The 16,930-nt window shown below is 64.3% G+C and carries 28 protein-coding genes; 19 read left to right on the top strand and 9 right to left on the bottom strand.

Going from position 1 to position 16,930, the window contains the following annotated elements:
• The first annotated feature begins 62 nt into the window (after nucleotides 1-62).
• From A3E1_RS0137355 to A3E1_RS0137345, 3 genes are read left to right on the top strand one after another with little or no spacing between them, the layout of a single operon-like run.
• Entirely contained in the window at nucleotides 63-347 is a 285-nt protein-coding gene (locus tag A3E1_RS0137355; protein ID WP_020525950.1) for a metal-sensitive transcriptional regulator, read from the top strand.
• Between the two features lie 9 nt (nucleotides 348-356).
• Entirely contained in the window at nucleotides 357-575 is a 219-nt protein-coding gene (locus A3E1_RS0137350; RefSeq protein ID WP_020525949.1) for a heavy-metal-associated domain-containing protein, read from the top strand.
• Nucleotides 568-1,470, top strand: coding sequence for a hypothetical protein (locus A3E1_RS0137345; protein WP_020525948.1), 903 nt, complete (start codon nucleotides 568-570; stop codon nucleotides 1,468-1,470). The genes A3E1_RS0137350 and A3E1_RS0137345 overlap by 8 nt, the downstream gene beginning before the upstream one ends.
• On the opposite strand, the gene A3E1_RS0137340 is transcribed toward A3E1_RS0137345, so the two are convergent.
• Entirely contained in the window at nucleotides 1,451-2,404 is a 954-nt protein-coding gene (locus A3E1_RS0137340; protein ID WP_040393042.1) for an HpcH/HpaI aldolase/citrate lyase family protein, read from the bottom strand. The two genes, A3E1_RS0137345 and A3E1_RS0137340, sit on opposite strands and share 20 nt — an antisense overlap.
• Before the next feature lie 43 nt (nucleotides 2,405-2,447).
• Between A3E1_RS0137340 and A3E1_RS0137335 the strand changes: the two genes are divergently transcribed.
• The gene (locus A3E1_RS0137335; RefSeq protein WP_020525946.1) at nucleotides 2,448-3,215 is read left to right on the top strand and encodes an SDR family NAD(P)-dependent oxidoreductase; all 768 of its coding nucleotides are present in this window, start codon (nucleotides 2,448-2,450) and stop codon (nucleotides 3,213-3,215) included.
• A gap of 6 nt (nucleotides 3,216-3,221) precedes the next feature.
• On the opposite strand, the gene A3E1_RS45510 is transcribed toward A3E1_RS0137335, so the two are convergent.
• Nucleotides 3,222-3,764 (bottom strand): DUF4190 domain-containing protein, encoded by a 543-nt coding sequence (locus tag A3E1_RS45510; RefSeq protein ID WP_020525945.1) that lies wholly within the window; start codon nucleotides 3,762-3,764, stop codon nucleotides 3,222-3,224.
• Between the two features lie 121 nt (nucleotides 3,765-3,885).
• Here A3E1_RS45510 and A3E1_RS0137325 point away from each other — a divergent pair, with 121 nt between their 5' ends.
• Genes A3E1_RS0137325 through A3E1_RS0137310 form a run of 4 tightly spaced genes read left to right on the top strand, consistent with a single transcriptional unit; the run spans nucleotide 3,886 to nucleotide 6,475 of the window.
• A complete protein-coding gene (locus A3E1_RS0137325) occupies nucleotides 3,886-5,085 on the top strand; it encodes an acyl-CoA dehydrogenase family protein (protein WP_020525944.1) in 1,200 nt (399 codons plus the stop codon).
• 5 nt (nucleotides 5,086-5,090) lie between these two features.
• Nucleotides 5,091-5,435 carry a hypothetical protein gene (locus A3E1_RS0137320; protein ID WP_020525943.1) on the top strand — a complete coding sequence of 115 codons (345 nt, stop codon included), beginning with the start codon at nucleotides 5,091-5,093 and terminating at the stop codon, nucleotides 5,433-5,435.
• Nucleotides 5,435-5,758 (top strand): DUF3817 domain-containing protein, encoded by a 324-nt coding sequence (locus tag A3E1_RS0137315; RefSeq protein WP_020525942.1) that lies wholly within the window; start codon nucleotides 5,435-5,437, stop codon nucleotides 5,756-5,758. Before A3E1_RS0137320 ends, A3E1_RS0137315 begins: the two co-directional genes overlap by 1 nt.
• A gap of 9 nt (nucleotides 5,759-5,767) precedes the next feature.
• Nucleotides 5,768-6,475 carry a class I SAM-dependent methyltransferase gene (locus tag A3E1_RS0137310; protein WP_020525941.1) on the top strand — a complete coding sequence of 236 codons (708 nt, stop codon included), beginning with the start codon at nucleotides 5,768-5,770 and terminating at the stop codon, nucleotides 6,473-6,475.
• On the opposite strand, the gene A3E1_RS0137305 is transcribed toward A3E1_RS0137310, so the two are convergent.
• Nucleotides 6,476-6,838, bottom strand: coding sequence for a thioredoxin family protein (locus A3E1_RS0137305; protein ID WP_020525940.1), 363 nt, complete (start codon nucleotides 6,836-6,838; stop codon nucleotides 6,476-6,478).
• A 93-nt stretch (nucleotides 6,839-6,931) separates the two neighbouring features.
• Complete coding sequence (locus A3E1_RS0137300) at nucleotides 6,932-7,396, bottom strand: MaoC family dehydratase (protein WP_020525939.1); 465 nt, start codon at nucleotides 7,394-7,396, stop codon at nucleotides 6,932-6,934.
• Nucleotides 7,397-7,563: 167 nt separating this feature from the next.
• Between A3E1_RS0137300 and A3E1_RS44120 the strand changes: the two genes are divergently transcribed.
• The 9 genes from A3E1_RS44120 to A3E1_RS0137255 all read left to right on the top strand — a co-directional run bounded on the left by A3E1_RS44120 (nucleotide 7,564) and on the right by A3E1_RS0137255 (nucleotide 14,218).
• Nucleotides 7,564-8,085 (top strand): hypothetical protein, encoded by a 522-nt coding sequence (locus A3E1_RS44120; RefSeq protein WP_020525938.1) that lies wholly within the window; start codon nucleotides 7,564-7,566, stop codon nucleotides 8,083-8,085.
• Between the two features lie 14 nt (nucleotides 8,086-8,099).
• Nucleotides 8,100-8,816: a TrmH family RNA methyltransferase gene (locus A3E1_RS0137290; protein ID WP_020525937.1), complete on the top strand. Its 717-nt coding sequence runs from the start codon at nucleotides 8,100-8,102 to the stop codon at nucleotides 8,814-8,816.
• Nucleotides 8,817-8,847: 31 nt separating this feature from the next.
• Complete coding sequence (locus tag A3E1_RS0137285) at nucleotides 8,848-9,504, top strand: DUF6758 family protein (RefSeq protein WP_020525936.1); 657 nt, start codon at nucleotides 8,848-8,850, stop codon at nucleotides 9,502-9,504.
• Between the two features lie 120 nt (nucleotides 9,505-9,624).
• A complete protein-coding gene (locus A3E1_RS47830; protein WP_020525935.1) occupies nucleotides 9,625-9,792 on the top strand; it encodes a hypothetical protein in 168 nt (55 codons plus the stop codon).
• Nucleotides 9,789-10,634, top strand: coding sequence for a PH domain-containing protein (locus tag A3E1_RS0137275; RefSeq protein ID WP_020525934.1), 846 nt, complete (start codon nucleotides 9,789-9,791; stop codon nucleotides 10,632-10,634). The genes A3E1_RS47830 and A3E1_RS0137275 overlap by 4 nt, the downstream gene beginning before the upstream one ends.
• A 115-nt stretch (nucleotides 10,635-10,749) precedes the next feature.
• On the top strand, nucleotides 10,750-11,403 hold the full coding sequence (locus A3E1_RS44115) for a SigE family RNA polymerase sigma factor (protein WP_020525933.1): 654 nt from the start codon (nucleotides 10,750-10,752) through the stop codon (nucleotides 11,401-11,403).
• Entirely contained in the window at nucleotides 11,400-12,596 is a 1,197-nt protein-coding gene (locus A3E1_RS0137265; protein ID WP_020525932.1) for a hypothetical protein, read from the top strand. The genes A3E1_RS44115 and A3E1_RS0137265 overlap by 4 nt, the downstream gene beginning before the upstream one ends.
• Before the next feature lie 18 nt (nucleotides 12,597-12,614).
• Nucleotides 12,615-13,229: a MarC family protein gene (locus tag A3E1_RS0137260; RefSeq protein WP_020525931.1), complete on the top strand. Its 615-nt coding sequence runs from the start codon at nucleotides 12,615-12,617 to the stop codon at nucleotides 13,227-13,229.
• 89 nt (nucleotides 13,230-13,318) lie between these two features.
• Nucleotides 13,319-14,218 (top strand): RecB family exonuclease, encoded by a 900-nt coding sequence (locus A3E1_RS0137255; protein ID WP_020525930.1) that lies wholly within the window; start codon nucleotides 13,319-13,321, stop codon nucleotides 14,216-14,218.
• On the opposite strand, the gene A3E1_RS0137250 is transcribed toward A3E1_RS0137255, so the two are convergent.
• A complete protein-coding gene (locus tag A3E1_RS0137250) occupies nucleotides 14,170-14,601 on the bottom strand; it encodes a Fur family transcriptional regulator (RefSeq protein WP_020525929.1) in 432 nt (143 codons plus the stop codon). The two genes, A3E1_RS0137255 and A3E1_RS0137250, sit on opposite strands and share 49 nt — an antisense overlap.
• 140 nt (nucleotides 14,602-14,741) lie before the next feature.
• Here A3E1_RS0137250 and A3E1_RS0137245 point away from each other — a divergent pair, with 140 nt between their 5' ends.
• Nucleotides 14,742-15,221: a hypothetical protein gene (locus tag A3E1_RS0137245; RefSeq protein ID WP_020525928.1), complete on the top strand. Its 480-nt coding sequence runs from the start codon at nucleotides 14,742-14,744 to the stop codon at nucleotides 15,219-15,221.
• Here A3E1_RS0137245 and A3E1_RS44110 read toward each other — a convergent pair.
• On the bottom strand, nucleotides 15,218-15,484 hold the full coding sequence (locus A3E1_RS44110; RefSeq protein WP_020525927.1) for a hypothetical protein: 267 nt from the start codon (nucleotides 15,482-15,484) through the stop codon (nucleotides 15,218-15,220). The two genes, A3E1_RS0137245 and A3E1_RS44110, sit on opposite strands and share 4 nt — an antisense overlap.
• 13 nt (nucleotides 15,485-15,497) lie before the next feature.
• Between A3E1_RS44110 and A3E1_RS44105 the strand changes: the two genes are divergently transcribed.
• Complete coding sequence (locus tag A3E1_RS44105) at nucleotides 15,498-15,650, top strand: hypothetical protein (protein ID WP_020525926.1); 153 nt, start codon at nucleotides 15,498-15,500, stop codon at nucleotides 15,648-15,650.
• Here the strand turns inward: A3E1_RS44105 and mscL are convergent, their stop codons facing one another.
• The 3 genes from mscL to A3E1_RS0137220 all read right to left on the bottom strand — a co-directional run bounded on the left by mscL (nucleotide 15,651) and on the right by A3E1_RS0137220 (nucleotide 16,921).
• Nucleotides 15,651-16,031 carry a large conductance mechanosensitive channel protein MscL gene (mscL, locus tag A3E1_RS0137230; protein ID WP_020525925.1) on the bottom strand — a complete coding sequence of 127 codons (381 nt, stop codon included), beginning with the start codon at nucleotides 16,029-16,031 and terminating at the stop codon, nucleotides 15,651-15,653.
• A gap of 35 nt (nucleotides 16,032-16,066) precedes the next feature.
• Complete coding sequence (locus tag A3E1_RS0137225) at nucleotides 16,067-16,345, bottom strand: FmdB family zinc ribbon protein (RefSeq protein ID WP_020525924.1); 279 nt, start codon at nucleotides 16,343-16,345, stop codon at nucleotides 16,067-16,069.
• Nucleotides 16,346-16,408: 63 nt separating this feature from the next.
• Nucleotides 16,409-16,921, bottom strand: a complete 513-nt coding sequence (locus A3E1_RS0137220) for a 5-formyltetrahydrofolate cyclo-ligase (protein WP_026209205.1) — start codon at nucleotides 16,919-16,921, stop codon at nucleotides 16,409-16,411.
• Nucleotides 16,922-16,930 lie beyond the last annotated feature (9 nt).

The raw sequence follows: 16,930 nt of genomic DNA, 5'->3' as shown, positions 1-16,930 counted from the left end.
TTACAACGAGCCCGCCGCCTGGCCGTTGCCGGTTAATACCCTAGGGGGGTATCGTTCGAGTTATGAACGTCAGTTACAGCTCTGCCGAGGACAAGGCGGCCCTCCTGGCCCGGCTACGCCGGATCGAGGGTCAGATCCGGGGCATTCAGCGGATGGTTGAGCAGGACACCTACTGCATCGACGTGCTGACGCAGATTTCAGCGGCGACGCGCGGGCTGCAAGCGGTCGCGGTCGGCCTGCTCGAAGGGCACCTCGGTCACTGCGTCGTCGAGGCGGCACGTGAGGGTGACCCTAGCGCGAAGATCAAAGAAGCTACCGAGGCCATCAGCCGCCTCGTGCGGTCATAAGGAAGAGCGATGTCGACTCAAACGACCTACCACATCACCGGAATGACCTGTGGACACTGCGTTCAGGCGGTGACCACGGAGATCTCGGCCCTGCCCGGCGTCATGGCGGTTGACGTTGACCTAGCCGCGGGAACAGCTCTCGTCACCAGCGACTCCGTGTTGCCGATCGACGAGGTGCGTCACGCGGTCGACGAGGCTGGGTACGAGCTGGCGGGCATTGATGGCTGAGCCAACGCCCACTACCCCTCCGCCGGACCCGGGCGTCAAGCTCGGGTTCTTCATTGGTGGGCTGGTGCTTGCCCTCATCGCTGGTTTCGCCCTGGCCAAACTGATCAACCCGGTCAGCCCGACCGCGGGCGCGCAGACGGGCGCTCCAGCGCCTTCGGGTGTGCCTTCGACCGGGGACGGGCACAACCACGCCGGCCCGGCCGCGGCCGCGGGCACTGACGTTGGCGGCCTTTCGATCAGCTCTACGGGGTACACGCTGATTCCTGGGCCTTTCAATGCCGGGCAGCTGTCCTTTGTGATCAAAGGACCTGACGGCAAGCCCATGACCAAATTCGCTGTCGTGCACGAAAAAGAGCTGCATCTGATCGTTGTGCGGCGTGATCTTTCGGGTTACCAGCACGTGCACCCGACCATGGCAGCCGACGGCACGTGGTCGGTTCCCGTGAGCATCAGCCAGCCCGGCATGTGGCGGGCGTTCGCTGACTTCACCGTGCTGAGCCCCGCTGGCGCGCAGACGGCGCTGACGCTCGGCTACGACCTTCCGGTTCCCGGTGACTATCAGCCCAAGGCGATCGCGGCCGCGGCACGTGAGTCGCAAGTGGACGGTCAGACGGTCACTTATGAAGGCACGCCTATGGTTGGGGCGACCTCACCGCTGCTGTTCCGGGTGCCTGGCAGTGCGCCACTCGAGCCATACCTCGGCTCGTTTGGTCACCTGGTCGTGCTCCGGGAAGGCGACCTGGCTTACGTTCACGTGCACCCGGAGCCGCAACTGGTTGGTGGGGCAGTGAAGTTCTGGCTGTCCGCGCCCAGCCCCGGGACCTATCGCATGTTCTTCGACTATCAGGTCGCCGGCAAGGTGCGGACAGCGGAGTTCACGCTGAAGGTGGGGTAAACGTGCTGCTTCGGGTCATGCCTGCGGCACGGCCCTTAGCGGAGATCACGAGCGCCATCTTGCGGGACGCCTCGTCGATCATTTCGTCGCCAAGCATGACCGCGCCGAGCTTTCCGCCCGCTTCCGACGTGTAGTAGTCGTAGGCGTCGAGGATCAGCTCGGCGTGGTCATAGTCCGATTGCGACGGTGAGTAGATCTCGTTGGCCGCGTCGAGCTGGCCGGGGTGCAGCACCCACTTGCCGTCAAAGCCAAGGGCCGCAGACCTTTTCGCGACCTCACGGAACGCGTCGACATCCTTGATCTGCAGGAACGGGCCGTCAATGGCCTGCTTGTCGTGCATGCGAGCGGCCATCAGGATCCGCATCAGGATGTAGTGGAACGGGTCGCCCGGGTAATCCGGGTGCAAGGCGCCCACGACGAGCGACTTCATGTTGATGGAGGCCATGAAGTCGGCCGGGCCGAAGATGATGGTCTCCACGCGAGGACTCGCCGCCGCGATCGCGTCGACGTTGACCAGGCCCTTGGCGTTCTCGATCTGCGCCTCGATGCCGATCTTGCCGATGGGCAGACCCAGCGTCTTTTCCAGCTGGGTCAGGGTGAGGTCGAGCCACTCGATATGTGAAGGCGTCTGTACCTTCGGCAACATGATGCAGTCGAGATTGGCGCCAGCGCCCTCAACGATCTCGATGACATCGGTATACGTCCATGGGGTGGTCAGGTCGTTGACCCGGACCACGCGCGTTTTGCTGCCCCAATCGCCCTCGTTGAGTACGGAGACGATGTTCTTGCGGGCGGCCGGTTTAGCCAGCGGCGCCACCGCATCTTCGAGATCAAGAAACACCTGGTCAGCAGGCAGGCCTTGGGCCTTGTCGAGCATCTTCAGACTGCTGCCAGGGACCGCCAAACAGGAGCGGCGCGGACGACCGAGACTCATTACGCGACGGTAACCTAACGCTGATTAAAAGGAGAACGGGACTGTGGAAGATCTCACCCCTAAGCACATAGTCATCACAGGAGCCAGTTCTGGAATCGGTGCCGCCGCCGCCAAGGAGATGGTCGAGCGAGGCTGGCGAGTCACGGTCGTTGGCCGCGACAAAGACCGTCTTTCGCGGGTACCAGGTGATGCGCGCCTTCTAGCCGACTTCACCGACCTCTCACAGGTGCGCCGGCTCGCCTCGGAGCTGGAGGGTCAGCGCATCGATGTCCTGGCCAACAACGCCGGGCTCGTGACGAGGGGCACGACGGTCGATGGATTCAACGCCACGATGCAGATCAACCATCTGGCCCCGTTCCTGCTGACCCAGCTCCTGCGGCCGCAATTGCCAAGCGGGGCAAGGATTCTCAACACGTCGTCGATGGCTTCACAAACCGGCGCTGACCCCACACCGCCGGATCGCGGGTTCGCCAGCGCGTGGATCGCTTATGGAACGTCCAAAAAGGCCAACATCTACTTCGCGGCGGAATCCAGCCGGCGATGGCCTGACCTGCTCAGTTTCTCGTTCCACCCGGGTGTCGTGCGCACACGCTTCGGCACACCGCTGGCACGCGTCTTCTACACCCTCTCGCCCGGTCTCGCGACCCCGCAACAGGGAGCTGACCAGCTGGTATGGCTGTCTACCGAGCCGGCCGAGGCGCTGGCCAACGGAGCGTTCTACGTGCGGCGCAAGGTCGTGGCCACGGCTGGGGAAAACGAAGCGGCGGCCGCCCGGTTGTGGGAGGCCACCGCTAAGGTGCTCAGGCTTTAAGCGCTCTTAGGCGCCGGCCGCGGCGAAGATGATCGGGAGGCCGATGATGCCGCAGCACCCCAGAACCCACAGCCCGGTGGCGATCCAGCCGACGATGATGCCGGCCTTGGCCATGCCCTCGCCGGACTCGCCGCTTTCCTTGATCTGCTTCATCGCGACGTGCCCGAGGATCGCGCCGATCGGTGCCGTGATGAACGACGGGATGCCCACGATCGCCAGGATCATCGCGACGAGTGCCATCGAGTTCTGTGGCGGGGCGGTCGCGTAACCGTAGGCCTGTCCGTAAGGACCGGCTGGCTGCTGGCCGTAAGGCGGAGCCGACTGTGGTGCGCCGTAAGGCGGGGTCGACTGTGGTGCGCCATAGGGCCCGCCAGACGAGGGCGGCTGACCGTAGGACGGGGGAACCGGCGGAGCAGGAGGTCCCGGCGGCGACGGCGGAACCGGTGGCATGGGCGGAACCGGCGGTGGCGTCTGCGCATACGGGTTAGTGGGCGGCGGCGTCGCGAACGGATCCTGCGGCGGCTGCGGCTGGCCGTAAGGGTCGGTCATGAGGGCTCCTTGAAGATGTTGCTCGTCCGGTGAACCTTTTCACAGCGTCGATCCATGCGTACATCCGGCGTGCTATTTCATTACCAAGCTGAACTTTCGTTTAGATGCTCTGGAGGCTTCAATGGCCCGTCTCGCTCGTACCCCTGGTCTATCGGAGGAGCAGGTCGCCATCCTGGAGACCGTACGGGAATTCGCGGACAAAGAGATCATCCCACGTGCGCAGCATCTCGAGCATGCGGATGAATACCCCGAGCAGATCATCGCGGGCATGCGGGACATGGGGCTGTTTGGCCTGACCATCCCCGAGGAGTTCGGCGGGCTCGGTGAGTCACTGCTTACGTACGCGCTCGTGGTCGAGGAACTGTCCCGCGGCTGGATGTCCATTTCGGGCATCGTGAACACGCACTTCATCGTGGCCTACCTCATTAGCCAGCACGGCAGTGATGAGCAGAAGCAGCGCCTGCTGCCCAAGATGGCGACCGGTGAAGTCCGAGGCGCCTTCAGCATGTCCGAACCGGAGACCGGTTCCGACGTTGCCGCGATCAAGAGCCGTGCCCTCGTGGACGGCGATCACTATGTCCTCAATGGACAGAAGATGTGGCTGACGAACGGCGCCTACTCCTCTGTCGTGGCAACGCTCGTGAAGACCGATCAGGGCGCGGAATCGGTCTACGGCAACATGACCACCTTCCTGCTGGAGAAGGACCCGGGCTTCGGCGAGACGGCACCGGGCCTGACCATCCCCGGGAAGATCGAGAAGATGGGCTACAAGGGCGTCGAGACGACCGAGATGGTGCTCGACGGCCACCGCGTTCCGGCGACGTCTGTCCTAGGCGGAGCGTCTCAAGCGGGCCGTGGCTTCTACCAGATGATGGACGGCATCGAGGTCGGCCGGGTGAACGTGGCTGCCCGCGCCTGCGGCATCTCCATCCGTGCCTTCGAGCTCGCCATCGCCTACGCCCAGCAGCGCCGGACCTTCGGCAAAGCCATCGCGCAGCACCAGGCCATCGCGTTCAAGCTCGCCGAGATGGGTACGAAGATCGAAGCCGCGCACGCGTTGATGGTGAACGCGGCCCGGCTCAAGGACTCCGGCCAGCGCAACGATGTCGAAGCCGGCATGGCCAAGCTGCTCGCCAGTGAGTATTGCCACGAGATCGTCACCGAGGCGTTCCGCATTCACGGCGGTTACGGCTTCTCCAAGGAGTACGAGATCGAGCGGCTCATGCGGGAAGCGCCATTCCTGCTCATCGGCGAGGGAACGTCTGAGATTCAGAAGACCATCATCTCGCGCGGGCTGCTCAAGGAGTACGGCGTAAAGTAGCCCGGGTGCGACGACTGCTCACCCCTCGCTGGCTGCTAGGCCATGCGTTCGTGTGGCTGGCCGTCGCCGTGTGTTTGGTCCTCGGCTGGTGGCAGGCGGGTCGCGCTGCCGAGGGCAATACGCTGAGCTGGGGCTACATGTTCCAGTGGCCGTTGTTCGCGATCTTTTTGATCATCTTGTGGGTCAAGGAGATCCGCAACACGCTGCGCCGGGATGACAACCCCTTACCGGTGGAGAAGCCGCAGAAGCGTGGGCCGATCATTACCCGGCAGGAGGCCGTGCCGGGTGACGATGACGATCCACAACTGGCTGCCTACAACCGTTACCTCGCAGAAATTAAGGAGCGTTGATGTCTGGCGCACTGACCCGCTATCGCGTGATCGCCTGGATCGTCGGCGTGATGCTGCTCGCTCTCACCCTCGTCGCCATGCCGATGAAATACTTGGCCCACAACGACTTGGGCGTGGCCATCGTCGCTCCGGCGCACGGCTGGCTCTATGTGCTCTATCTCATCGCGACGGCTGATCTCGCCCGGCGCCAGCAGTGGACGGTCACTCGCATCCTGCTGATCGCGATCGCTGGCACCGTGCCCTTCCTGTCGTTCGTGATGGAACGCCAGGTCCGCCAGTGGGTCCAGCTCCCGAAAGAACCGCAGACCGTTTCCGCAAGCTAAACTGCCCCGGTGGCGAAGGTCGGCGGCGATACGGTTCTGCAGTCAGAGGTCCTTGAGGATCTGAGCGACGCGGTCAATTACCAGCGCTGGTTAGCCGACCTCGTGCGTCCCCATCTCGGCGACGAACCGCTGGAGATCGGCAGTGGCATCGGTGACTACGCCGCGCTTTGGCTGCCCGGCGTCAAACACATCACCGTCACCGAAGGCGATGAGCAACGGCTCAAGGCGCTGCACGAGCGGTTCACCGGGGACTCCCGCGTGACGGTCCGTGAACTGCTGCTCCCCGTGACCGTGCACGGATCGCACAGCGCGATCGTGGCGCTCAACGTCTGGGAACACATCGACGAACAGGTCGAGGCGCTGCGCTCAGCGCGCGATCTGCTCCGCCCCGGCGGTGCCGTGGTGCTGATCGTGCCCGCGTTTGAGTTCGCCATGAGCAAGTTCGATCGTGAGATCGGGCACGTGCGCCGCTACACGACGGCTTCGATGCGTTCGGCGCTAACGGAAGCGGGGCTAGAGCCCGGCGAGGTGCGCTACGTCAACCCCGTAGGGCTGATGTCGTGGTTCGTGATGTGCAAGCTCCTGCGCCAGCGGCCCAAAAACGGGCCCCTGCTTCGGATCTACGACCGGTTCGTGGTTCCGGCGTTGCGCAAAGCCGAGCAGGGGCGGAAGCCTCCGTTTGGCCAGTCGGTCTTTGCCGTGGCCTACAAGCGATAGTCAGTTCGGCTGGGCCGCGACCTGGGCCTTGACCTCGTCCATGTTCAGCGCGCGAACCTGCTTGATGAGTTCCTCAAGCATGGCGCCTGGGAGGGCACCCGGCTGCGCGAAAACGATGACGCCGTCGCGAATGGCCATGATGGTCGGGATCGACCGGATGTCATAGCGGGCCGCGAGCTCCGGCTGAGCCTCAGTGTCGACCTTGCCGAACGTAATGTCGGTGTGCACCTCGGACGAGGCTTCGTAGGTCGGCGCGAACCGCACACATGGGCCACACCAGGCTGCCCAGAAGTCGACCAGAACGATGCCATCGGCTTCGGTGATTTGGTCGTAGTTGGCGCTGGTGAGCTCAACAGTTGCCATCTTGTGTGCTCCGAATCACTTCGAGTTGTTTGGATGTCCCGCGTCAAACAACCGGCCTGCGCCGGTGTTCATTCCCGCAGGGGCCAAATCACCCTATAGCGTCTCTGATGGGATCTTTGGGACCATCACCTTGCGGCGGAAGACGCACACCAAAGTGCCATCCTGCTTGTAGCCACGGGTCTCCACGTGGACGACGCCACGGTCGGGTTTGGAGCCGGACTCACGCTTGTCCAGCACCGTGGTCTCGCCGTAGACCGTGTCGCCGTGGAAGGTCGGCGCGACATGGCGCAGCGATTCGACTTCCAGGTTGGCGATGGCCTTTCCGCTGACGTCGGGCACCGACATGCCCAGCAGAAGTGAGTAGATGTAATTGCCGACCACTACGTTCTTCTTGAACTCCGTCTGGGTCTCGGCATAGTGAGCGTCGAGGTGCAGCGGGTGGTGGTTCATCGTGAGAAGGCAGAACAAGTGGTCGTCGTATTCAGTGACCGTCTTGCCGGGCCAATGCTTGTAAATCGCTCCGACTTCAAACTCTTCGAAGTATCGACCAAACTGCATTTTTCTGGCCCCTCCCGCAGTGAACGGCGGGGCCCTCCCCGGCACCCGCCGCCCACGCTCTCGTGTTTGCCGATTCTGCCGTAGCTGCTAACCGTATGTATAGACCATGACACGAGACTCAGGTCACAGACGCGCCACCGGGCATATGCTGGCCATAGGAGGTCGCCATGCCGAGTCAGCAAGCGTCCGGAAATCTCCTCTCTGCTAGGGAGTCGGCGCTTCTCGCCTTCGAACCACATGAATGGGAGCTGCTCACGCGACTCCCAGCGCGCGTCGTGATCGCAGCAACCTCCGCCGAATCCGACAGTGACCGCAGGACTGTCGACGAGGGGCTCGCTGGGATCAATGCCATCGCCGCGGGATCGGACTCCGTGTCCGGTCTCGTTAAGGCAACAGTTTCCGCTATCTATGCCGAGGCCGACCCGGATCCACCGACGGCCGAACAGTTCCGTGACCGCAAAGCCGGAATCACCGAAGTTCTGGTGAGCTGCCGCGCCGCCGCACTCGTGCTGGACGCCAGAGCCAGCCGGGCGGACGCCACGGCTTACCGCGACTGGGTCGAGTCAATCGCCGCGACTGTCTGCGGTGCGGCGAAGTCCGGTGGGGTCATGGGAATCGGCGGAACTTCCTTGTCCCGCAAAGAACAGCAGTTCCTCCTCGACCTGGCTGAGGCTTTGCGCAACGTCTAAGCCAGGATGAAGGAATGCTGGAGCAACAGTGGCGCGGCATCGCGGCACAAAGCGATGCCGTGCTGCTGGACGGTTTTCACGCCCTCAAGCACGCTTGGCGCTTCGGCGCTGACGTCGTGCTCGCGGTCACGTCGGATAAACCGGCGGCGATCGCCTTAACCGCCAAACTTGCTCCCGATCTCGTTGAGCGCGCGTCGGCTGAACTCATCGAAACCGATCTCAGCAAGCTCGGCATCCCCGTGCACCCCACAAGCATTGCGGCGTGGGCATCGCGGCCCGCTGAGCCCACGTGGGGCGGACCGCGCACGGCACCGGTGGTGTTGCTAGACAATCCGCGTCACCTTGGCAATGTTGGCGCCGTGATTCGGCTGGCCGCCGGCATGAACGCGACGGGTGTCGTGACCACGGGCACGCTCGATCCCTGGCACCCCAACGTGGTTCGGGCCAGCGCCGGGCTCCACTTCGCGACAGCCGTCGCCCGGGTGAGCCCGCAAGCTCTGCCTCCGGGCCGGCTTTACTGCCTCGATCCGGACGGCGCGGACATCCGTGAAGTGACCTTCCCAGCCGACGCGGTGCTGGCGTTTGGTTCCGAACGCCATGGCATCTCCGCGCAAGTGCGCGGCCAGGCCGACGAACTGGTCGCGGTGCCGATGCGTCCCGGGGTGTCAAGTTTTAACCTCGCCACGAGTGTCGCGATGGCCCTCTTTCACTGGATGACCCGATCCGGTTGACGCCGTCTCCAACTGAGCGGACAGTGAGGTCATGGGCCTAGCCGTGACCTGCCCGCGGTGTGGCGGCCGCGTGCGGCCGCCTGGCCTCAGCTCTTCACAATGGCTGTGCCACCACTGCGGGCCCACGGTTCCGCTGCACACCGTGCGACAGGTCAACGCCGAAGTGCTCGCCTCTGTGGCGGCCAGGGCGGGTGAAGACAGTCTCCCGCTGTGGTGCCCCTGGCCCATGCCCGCCGGCTGGATGGTTACCGGCCTGGCGTGGGCGGGAGATGACCGGGGCAGACTTTCCGCTACCGCGATCGCGTGCACGGGACCCACACCGCTCGGCACTGGGCCCGCCGATATCGTGCTCGTCGCGGAAGAACCGGGACTCGGCTTCGGAGCGCGAATCGCCGGCATCGCGGGCCCGGATCCCGGGCCTGTCCTAGCCGGACTCATGGCAGAGAAGAATTCGCATGCCAAGATTCGGGTAGCCGGACATCCGACTCCATTGTGGTCAGTCGACGCGCCCGGGGATCGAAGTGCTTACGCCGGCGAGGCGAAGGGGCGCTGGCTCTACGCCGTGACCTGGCCAGCCCAGGCGGGATACCTGCTGGCAGAAACTCCCACCCTCCACGACCTTGGGGAATGGTTACCAGGAGAGATTGTTTTCGGTGCGCCAACGCCTTTTTTGGCGACTCCGGAGTAACTGATGAAACTTTCCTCTTCGGACATTCCACATGGCAGGCGGAGATGTGTCTTAATGATTCTGCGTAGACAACGCAACTGTTAGGCTCAGAGTCAACACGGCAGAGGGAGTAGGCCCGACATGATTAAGAAGATCCTCACTTGGGGAGGCATAGCCTTCCTGGTCTTCTTCGTGGCGTTCCGGCCCAGTGCGGCGGCAGACGTCGTGAAGACGCTGGGGAACACCCTCGTCGATGTCGCCGGCGGCATTGGCGACTTCTTTAGCAGCCTGGTGTCCTCACTCGCATGATTGGCGGGCTGGGGCCGTCAGAGCCCGACGAACCTGGCCGCCGCGATCGGGATACGGAGCCTATCCCCCGAACGCGTGCAGAAGCTTTTCCGCCACCGGAAGACGGTGAGGAAGAGCCGGCCAGTCACTTCGTCGGGAAGGCTACGGTCGGTGCGGCCGCGGCTTCCGGTGGTGCCACCGGAAGCCCCGGAGGCATGCCGATAGGCCCAACCGGTGAGCTGCCTTCGTTTTCCGAAGAAGAGTTAGCCGGGCTGCGATTCGACGCCGCGGGTGTCCCCTTAGGACCCCGCCGTGTGCTGCCGCTCGAAGACGAGCCCAGCAACATGGTGGCGCGCTACCTGTTTCCCACCGAGCGCTATCGCGGTGAGTGGAAACGTCATTGGATCCATCTGGCCAACCATCTGCTTATCGGGGTGGTCGCGACCTTCGTCCTCGGCTATTTCTCCGGGGTGCTGGCGTCGTCAGAGTGGAAGGGCGTCTGGGTCTTCGCGGTGGTGGTCTGGGCCGTCATCATGGGCTGGATCGCCTGGAAGGTCGCCGACTGGTACTTCGACCGGTTCATTTTGACCAACAAACGGCTGATGCTTGTCAATGGCTTGATCACCCGCCGGGTCGCGATGATGCCGTTGATCAAGGTGACGGACATGAAGTACGAGCAGTCGCCCCTGGGGCGCATGCTCAACTACGGCACGTTCGTCCTGGAGTCAGCCGGGCAGGACCAGGCACTGAGCAAGGTCGAGCACATGCCCAACCCCAACGAGCTCTACTTGCGCATCGTCGAGGAAATGTACGAGCCCGCCGCGGTTGAGGCCAGACTCGGCCGGGAGCCTGAAGAGGAATAGACTTCGCAGCTCTAGATCCCGCCGCCGGGATCTGGCACCCTGACACCTACTGCTCCGCAGCGTCCACAAGGCGAACGCAGGAGCACAGGGGGAGGTGCGCGAGGTGAATTCCGCGATGGAGGACGAATTCCGGGAATTCGTTACCGCGCGCTCTGCGGCTTTGCTGCGCACCGCCTATCTTCTGGCCGGTGACTGGGCTACGGCAGAGGACTTGCTCCAGACAGCGCTAACCAAGACTTATCTCGCGTGGAAGCGGCTCGGCCAGATCGAAGCGATCGAGCCCTATGCGCGCCGCGTGCTCGTGAACACCGCGACCAGCTGGTGGCGGCGTCGCTGGCACGGCGAGCGCCCCACCGAATTCCTGCCCGAACGGGCCGCTCCGGATCGCCTCGACGAGCAGCTGGAGCGAGACGCGCTATGGCGTCATGTGAAAGCTCTCCCCGCACGACAACGCGCCGTGCTTGTTCTGCGTTTTTATGAGGACATGTCCGAGGCGCAGACCGCGGCCCTGCTCGACATCTCCGCCGGCACGGTGAAAAGCCAAACTTCACGCGCCCTAGGGACGTTGCGGCAGCGCTTGGCGGCTGAAGGCTTCAACGGAACACCCGTGGAACTGACTCCTCTCAAGGAGCCGGCAAAGGTGCCGGCCCCGGTGGCGGCCCCTGCGCCCCCGCCGGTGGTGCCAGCCCCGCGAGCGAAGCCGCGCGAGGACGAAGAAGTTGTCCGGCCCGCGCCTGTTGCTGTGCCGGCTGGGAGGACGGGGCGGTGACCATGCTCGAAGACGAGCTTCGCGAGATGTTCGGCACTCGCGTGAGCGCGCCGCCCGCCGCGCTCGACCCGGCCGGGATCGCGATCAAACAGGGCAAGGGCAAGGCTCGGCGCCGCAAGACCGTTACCGGAATCGCCGCGGTGCTGGCGTTTCTGGGTCTGATCACGGCCGCGACCGTGTTGCAGTCGCTGACGACACCCGTGACGACGGCACGCGATGGGGTTCTGGGGTTCGCCGAGCTTTACGGGCAGCCCGAGTCTCCGGCGGCGGCTCGTCCAGGGGACAAGTCGTCTTCACCGCTCAAATTTCCCGTGGATGTGTTCGCGGGAGGTCTTTTGTGGACAGCCGATGGGCGCAAGCTGACCCTCAATGGCGTGCAGAGCGCGATGAAGGTCGTGCGAGTGCCCGCTGGGTGGCTCTACTCCGACGAGGACGACATCTTCCTTTTGCGCGTTGACGGCTCGACGGTCCATCTCAAGGCGGGTGCGGGAGCGTGGGCGGTCAGCCTTGACGGCACGCGCGTCGCGGCGATGACCTCGGCGACGACGCTGGAGACGTGGCGTGCCGACGGCAGCCCGATCGCGGCGGCCAACGTCAAAGCTGGCACGCGCCCGGAGGGCTTCGACGGCGAGTCGAAGGTCATCCTGACCAACACCGCTGGCGCTCACGACCACTGGAGTGGCGGCGGCGGGAGCACCTATCTGGAGACCTGGAACGCTCAGGTGACCGCGGTCTTCGGAGCCGAGCGCGACAAGGCTGTCGGCGTCGTGAAGGAAAAGGACGCGTCCTGCCTCGCCGAGCTGGTGCCAGCCGACAGCGGCTGGAAGGCCGGACTGCTGCTCGGGTGCGGTGAGCTGCCGGCTCAGGCGGTGCGCGCTGGTGCGGTCCGCTCGCCAGATGGCAAATGGCTCGCCATTCCCACGGCGACCGGGGTCCAGCTCGTCGACCTGAAAGCGGCCAAGACGCGGGCGACGGCGAGCGTGGGCAAGACCGAGGCGCTGACCGCTCAGTTCAACTGCGCGGCCATGGGGAACGCCCCAGCCGTCTGGATCGACGCCGAGTCGGTGGTCACGACGACCGGTTCCGGTGAGGCGATCGCTTGTGGCACAGACGGTTCGCGGGTTCCGGTCAAGTTGCCCACCGGCGTGTCGGCGGGCTGGCTGCTCGTACCGCGGTTTGGTGACCTGGGCTGATCTGCTATACGTCCTCAGGTGGACTTAAAGCTGTTCGGCGAGGTCTTTGTAACGCTGCTGGTCATCACTGACCCGCCTGGGATGGTGCCGATCTTCTTGGCGCTCACGGGCGCTATGCCCAAGAAGGAACGCAACACCGCCGCGTGGAAGGCGGTGGTGCTGGCGCTCGGGGTGATCGCGGTCTTCGCGGTCGCGGGCCAGACCATCTTGGAATACCTCCACATTGACCTTCCTGCGTTGCAGGGAGCCGGAGGTCTGCTCCTCGTGCTCGTGGCACTGGAGCTGCTGACGGGCAAGGCGGAGGACCCCGACGCGCAGACGACCTCCAATGTGGCACTCGTGCCTTTGGGTACGCCGCTGCTGGCCGGCCCCGGCGCCATCGTGGCCACGATGCTTTTCGTGCAGCGCTCAAGCGGTCCGGCGGAGTATCTCGCGATCGGGCTGGCGATCCTCGCCGTCATGGTGACTGTCTACTTGGTACTGCGGTATTCCGGGGTGCTCGTGCGCATCCTCAAGCCCAGTGGCATTGAGGTGCTCACACGGATCGCCGGTCTGCTGCTCGCCGCCATCGCCGTGCAACTGATGGCTGACGCGATCGGGGCCTTCGTGGAGAAGTACTCACAGTCGCACTAACGTTCTCTGCCTCTTGTCGTCCATGGCCGCAAAGCGTGCCACGGACGACGCAATGGGCGCACAGACCTGTGGCCCACGCATAATGAGGTATGACGACGCCGAAGCCGAGATCTCAGGAGCACGAACAGCTCGGCTTCGACTTGATGCCCGAACGGCTTTTCGTGTGCACGCCAAGCAAACTGGGCAGTTATGCCGACTGCCCGCGCCGCTATCGATACTCCTATGTGGACCGTCCGTCCCCGCAGAAGGGTCCGCCGTGGGCGCATAACAGCGTGGGGGCGAGCGTGCACACGGCTCTGCGCAACTGGTGGGACGTGCCGCCAGCCCAGCGGGGCCCAGGCGTGCTCGGCAAGCTGTTGCGGGCGACGTGGGTGCGCGAGGGTTACCGCGACGAAACTCAGGAGCGCGAGGTCTATCGCACGGCGCTGACCTGGCTCGAAGGCTATCTGCGGGAACTGGACGCCGACTTTGAGCCGGTCGCGGTGGAACGGACCGTTGCGGCCAAAACCAAGGTGCTGGCGCTGTCGGGGCGGGTCGACCGGATCGACCGCCGCGGCGACGAACTCGTCATCGTCGACTACAAGACGGGCCGTTCCGGGGTCAACGCCGATGACGCGCGCGGATCGCAAGCGCTGGCGATTTACGCCTACGCGGCGGCGCGAACCTTCCGCCGCTCTTGTCACCGGGTCGAACTGCATCACTTGCCAACCGGCACGGTCGCGGCGCACGAGCACACGGACGAATCACTGCAACGTCAGGTCGAGAGGGCCGAAGCCATCGCCCGTGACATTGGGGTGGCGGAAAAACGGCTCGCTGACGGCGTACCAGCTGATGAGGCTTTTCCGGCGCAGCCGAGCCAGATGTGTGGCTGGTGCGATTTTCGCAGAGTGTGCCCGGACGCGAATCAGGCGACGCCGAAGCAGCCCTGGGAAGGGCTAGCTCAGTCCAGAGTGGACAGTGCCTTGCAGGAGGGGCAAAGACCCCAGTAGGTCACCTCGGCCTCATCGACCTCGAAGCCGTGGGTGGTGTTGGGGTCGAGGCAGGGTGCGGAGCCGACCGCGCAATCCACGTCAGCGATGACACCGCAGGCGCGGCAAACGATGTGGTGGTGGTTGTCGCCGGTGCGGGCCTCATAGCGGGCCGCCGATCCAGCAGGCTCGATGCGCCGGGCGAGGCCAGCGCGGGCGAGAGCACCGAGAACGTCATAGATGGCCTGGGTGGAAACGGAATCCAGGCGGGTGCGGGCTTCGCGGGTGATCTCGTCGACCTCGAGGTGGCCGCCTCGGTTGAGGATCTCAAGCACGGTGAGCCGTGGCTTGGTCACGCGAAGACCATGCGCACGCAGAAGATTCTCACCGGACATGTAAACCATTTCACCAGGCAGCCTGGATTGATTCAAGAAAACCTCTTGATACGTGCTGTAAGACACGGGTCAACGAGCCTGCCGGTTCAGATCTTCGTGTGTCGCCTTTGTTTGGTGCCCCCAGGGCGGAAGTGCCATAGGCTCCTGGCATGTTCGATGAGTTCATGGGACTGCCAGCCCACCCCTTGTTGGTGCATGCGGCGGTGGTGTTCGGGCCGTTGCTGGTGGCATCGGTCGTGGCTTACTCGCTGGTCCCGCCATTGCGCAGATACGTTGGCTGGGTCACGGTGCTTTTGTCCGTGGCCGCGCCTTTCTCACTCTGGTTCGCCGTGGAATCAGGCGAAGAGCTGAAGGCTCGGCAGATCGCGAACGGGGCACAGGGCGAGCTGGTGGCGCAGTTCAACGAACACCAGAACTTCGGCGATGCCGCGTGGCGCTGGGCGATGGTGCTGGGCGTGCTGGGGATCGCCACCGTTCTCGTGACGACGTCAGCGGCGAAGAAGCCCGCGACACCATCGTCTCGCGCGATCGGGTGGGGTCTTGCGGTGCTCACGCTTATCGCGGCGGGCTTCACCGGCTACTACGTGTTCAAGACGGGTGACTCGGGCGCCCGGATGGTCTGGTCCTAGAGCAACCGGAACACCGCGATGATCACCAACAGCCCGAGGGCCGCTAACCCGACGGCATAGGTCACCTTGGCGGCGTTGTCTTCGGCCAAGTCCAGCTCGTCGTGATCGACAGCTGGCAGCGGCCTGGGCAGCGCCGTCGTTTCCGTTACCGGGACCTGCCAATCCGGGCTGGCCGGGACGGTTTGCGGCGGTCCAGGGTAAGCCTCAGGCGGCGTTTCTTCGCCGTCGCCGGGCCTGCTCCAGGGAATGTCAGCCGAAACCATTAGGCTTCCCGGCGTGAGTTACGACGATGAACGTTTCGTTGAACTGGACGATGACGCTCCGATCCTGCCGGTGCAGACCACGGATGACACCAACCGTGGCTGGCGTGAGCCCGCCTATGCCAACGATGAGCGGCTGCTAGAAGACCGTCCGCCGCACTGGGATTAGTCACCGGGTGCTCGGCAGGCGATCCCGGATCTCGGTGAGCAGGCGTGCCTCATCGCTGAGTTCCTCGGGCTCGGCCTTGCCCTTGGCCGCCCGGCGCGCTGCCAGCCGGTTCATCGGCACCACCACGAAGAAATAGAGCGCGATCGCGGTCAGCAGGAAGGTGATGACCGCGTTGATGAACGCGCCATAGGTGAAGTCCACGCCGTCGACGCTGAACTTGCCGCCCGACTGCTGCCCGCCTGTGATCAGCGTGATCAGGGGTTTGAGGAACGACTCGGTGAGCTGGTTGATCACAGCGGAGAACGCGCTGCCGATGACGATGCCAACGGCGAGATCGACTACGTTTCCGCGGGTGATGAACTCTTTGAAGCCCTTCAGCACATCCGAAGAATATCCCGGATGTCCGATTTTCTAGGCTAAGCGGCCTTGGTGGCCGAGGATGAGGCCGGCTTCGACTCGCTCTTGGTGCTCGATTCGCTCTTGGAAGACGACGAGGCGGGCGTGGAAGAAGACGACGACGCGCGCGAGTCGGTCCGGTAGAAGCCCGAGCCCTTGAAGACGACGCCTACCCCGGAGAACAGCTTGCGCAGCCGTCCCTCACAGGTCGGGCAGACCGTCAGCGGTTCGTCGGCGAACGACTGCACGGCCTCGAGCTGGTGGCCGCACGCGGTGCACGCATATTGGTAGGTCGGCACGGTTCACTCCCTGACGCTCTGGCACTCGCGGTATTCGAGTGCCAATAGTGCATGATGCGGAGGTCATCTGTCTAACTCTGTGACCCCAGCCGGAGTGATCGCGAAGTGCACTCGCTCGTCATGGGACTCGGTGGGGACGCGGTCGACAAGCTCGCCTTCGTGCAGGAGAGCGACGCGTAATGCGCTGGCAGAAGCCCTAGCGAGCGCCCTGTCGTAACTTCCGCCACCGCGGCCGAGCCGGTATCCGGAGACGTCGACGGCCACGGCTGGGACGACTATGAGTTGCGCCTCACCGATGCCTTCGAGGCCCTTGTCGTTCCACTCAAGATCGTTATCGGGGCGCAGGACGGGCAACAGGACCGGGCCGAACGCGCTCAGCAATGGCAGGAGGAGATCACCACCGGGCTCGGTGCCAAACGGCTCGTACGCCGCGATGGTCAACTTGTCGCCAAGGTGCTCTTCGATAAAATCACCCAAATAGCCGCATATCGCTACGCTAGCCGCGTTGAGCTGGGCAGGAGTCATAGCTTTGCGCCGGGTGAGCATCTCGCGCCGTAATGCCTGCTTGGTGTCCATCTTGGGGTA

Origin of the sequence: Catelliglobosispora koreensis DSM 44566, assembly GCF_000379685.1 — a bacterium.
GTDB lineage: Bacteria > Actinomycetota > Actinomycetes > Mycobacteriales > Micromonosporaceae > Catelliglobosispora > Catelliglobosispora koreensis.
This window is presented reverse-complemented; position numbering and strand designations above follow the sequence as displayed.

Coding starts and splice junctions, on each gene's coding strand:
- A3E1_RS0137250 (WP_020525929.1), bottom strand. CDS start 14,601: ATGGTTTACATGTCCGGTGAGAATCTTCTGCGTGCGCATGGTCTTCGC.
- A3E1_RS44120 (WP_020525938.1), top strand. CDS start 7,564: ATGCCGAGTCAGCAAGCGTCCGGAAATCTCCTCTCTGCTAGGGAGTCG.
- A3E1_RS0137275 (WP_020525934.1), top strand. CDS start 9,789: ATGATTGGCGGGCTGGGGCCGTCAGAGCCCGACGAACCTGGCCGCCGC.
- A3E1_RS0137355 (WP_020525950.1), top strand. CDS start 63: ATGAACGTCAGTTACAGCTCTGCCGAGGACAAGGCGGCCCTCCTGGCC.
- A3E1_RS0137220 (WP_026209205.1), bottom strand. CDS start 16,921: ATGGACACCAAGCAGGCATTACGGCGCGAGATGCTCACCCGGCGCAAA.
- A3E1_RS0137325 (WP_020525944.1), top strand. CDS start 3,886: ATGGCCCGTCTCGCTCGTACCCCTGGTCTATCGGAGGAGCAGGTCGCC.
- A3E1_RS0137315 (WP_020525942.1), top strand. CDS start 5,435: ATGTCTGGCGCACTGACCCGCTATCGCGTGATCGCCTGGATCGTCGGC.
- A3E1_RS0137305 (WP_020525940.1), bottom strand. CDS start 6,838: ATGGCAACTGTTGAGCTCACCAGCGCCAACTACGACCAAATCACCGAA.
- A3E1_RS0137245 (WP_020525928.1), top strand. CDS start 14,742: ATGTTCGATGAGTTCATGGGACTGCCAGCCCACCCCTTGTTGGTGCAT.
- A3E1_RS0137350 (WP_020525949.1), top strand. CDS start 357: ATGTCGACTCAAACGACCTACCACATCACCGGAATGACCTGTGGACAC.
- A3E1_RS0137300 (WP_020525939.1), bottom strand. CDS start 7,396: ATGCAGTTTGGTCGATACTTCGAAGAGTTTGAAGTCGGAGCGATTTAC.
- A3E1_RS44110 (WP_020525927.1), bottom strand. CDS start 15,484: ATGGTTTCGGCTGACATTCCCTGGAGCAGGCCCGGCGACGGCGAAGAA.
- A3E1_RS44115 (WP_020525933.1), top strand. CDS start 10,750: ATGGAGGACGAATTCCGGGAATTCGTTACCGCGCGCTCTGCGGCTTTG.
- A3E1_RS0137340 (WP_040393042.1), bottom strand. CDS start 2,404: ATGAGTCTCGGTCGTCCGCGCCGCTCCTGTTTGGCGGTCCCTGGCAGC.
- A3E1_RS0137345 (WP_020525948.1), top strand. CDS start 568: ATGGCTGAGCCAACGCCCACTACCCCTCCGCCGGACCCGGGCGTCAAG.
- A3E1_RS0137255 (WP_020525930.1), top strand. CDS start 13,319: ATGACGACGCCGAAGCCGAGATCTCAGGAGCACGAACAGCTCGGCTTC.
- A3E1_RS0137285 (WP_020525936.1), top strand. CDS start 8,848: ATGGGCCTAGCCGTGACCTGCCCGCGGTGTGGCGGCCGCGTGCGGCCG.
- A3E1_RS45510 (WP_020525945.1), bottom strand. CDS start 3,764: ATGACCGACCCTTACGGCCAGCCGCAGCCGCCGCAGGATCCGTTCGCG.
- A3E1_RS0137290 (WP_020525937.1), top strand. CDS start 8,100: ATGCTGGAGCAACAGTGGCGCGGCATCGCGGCACAAAGCGATGCCGTG.
- A3E1_RS47830 (WP_020525935.1), top strand. CDS start 9,625: ATGATTAAGAAGATCCTCACTTGGGGAGGCATAGCCTTCCTGGTCTTC.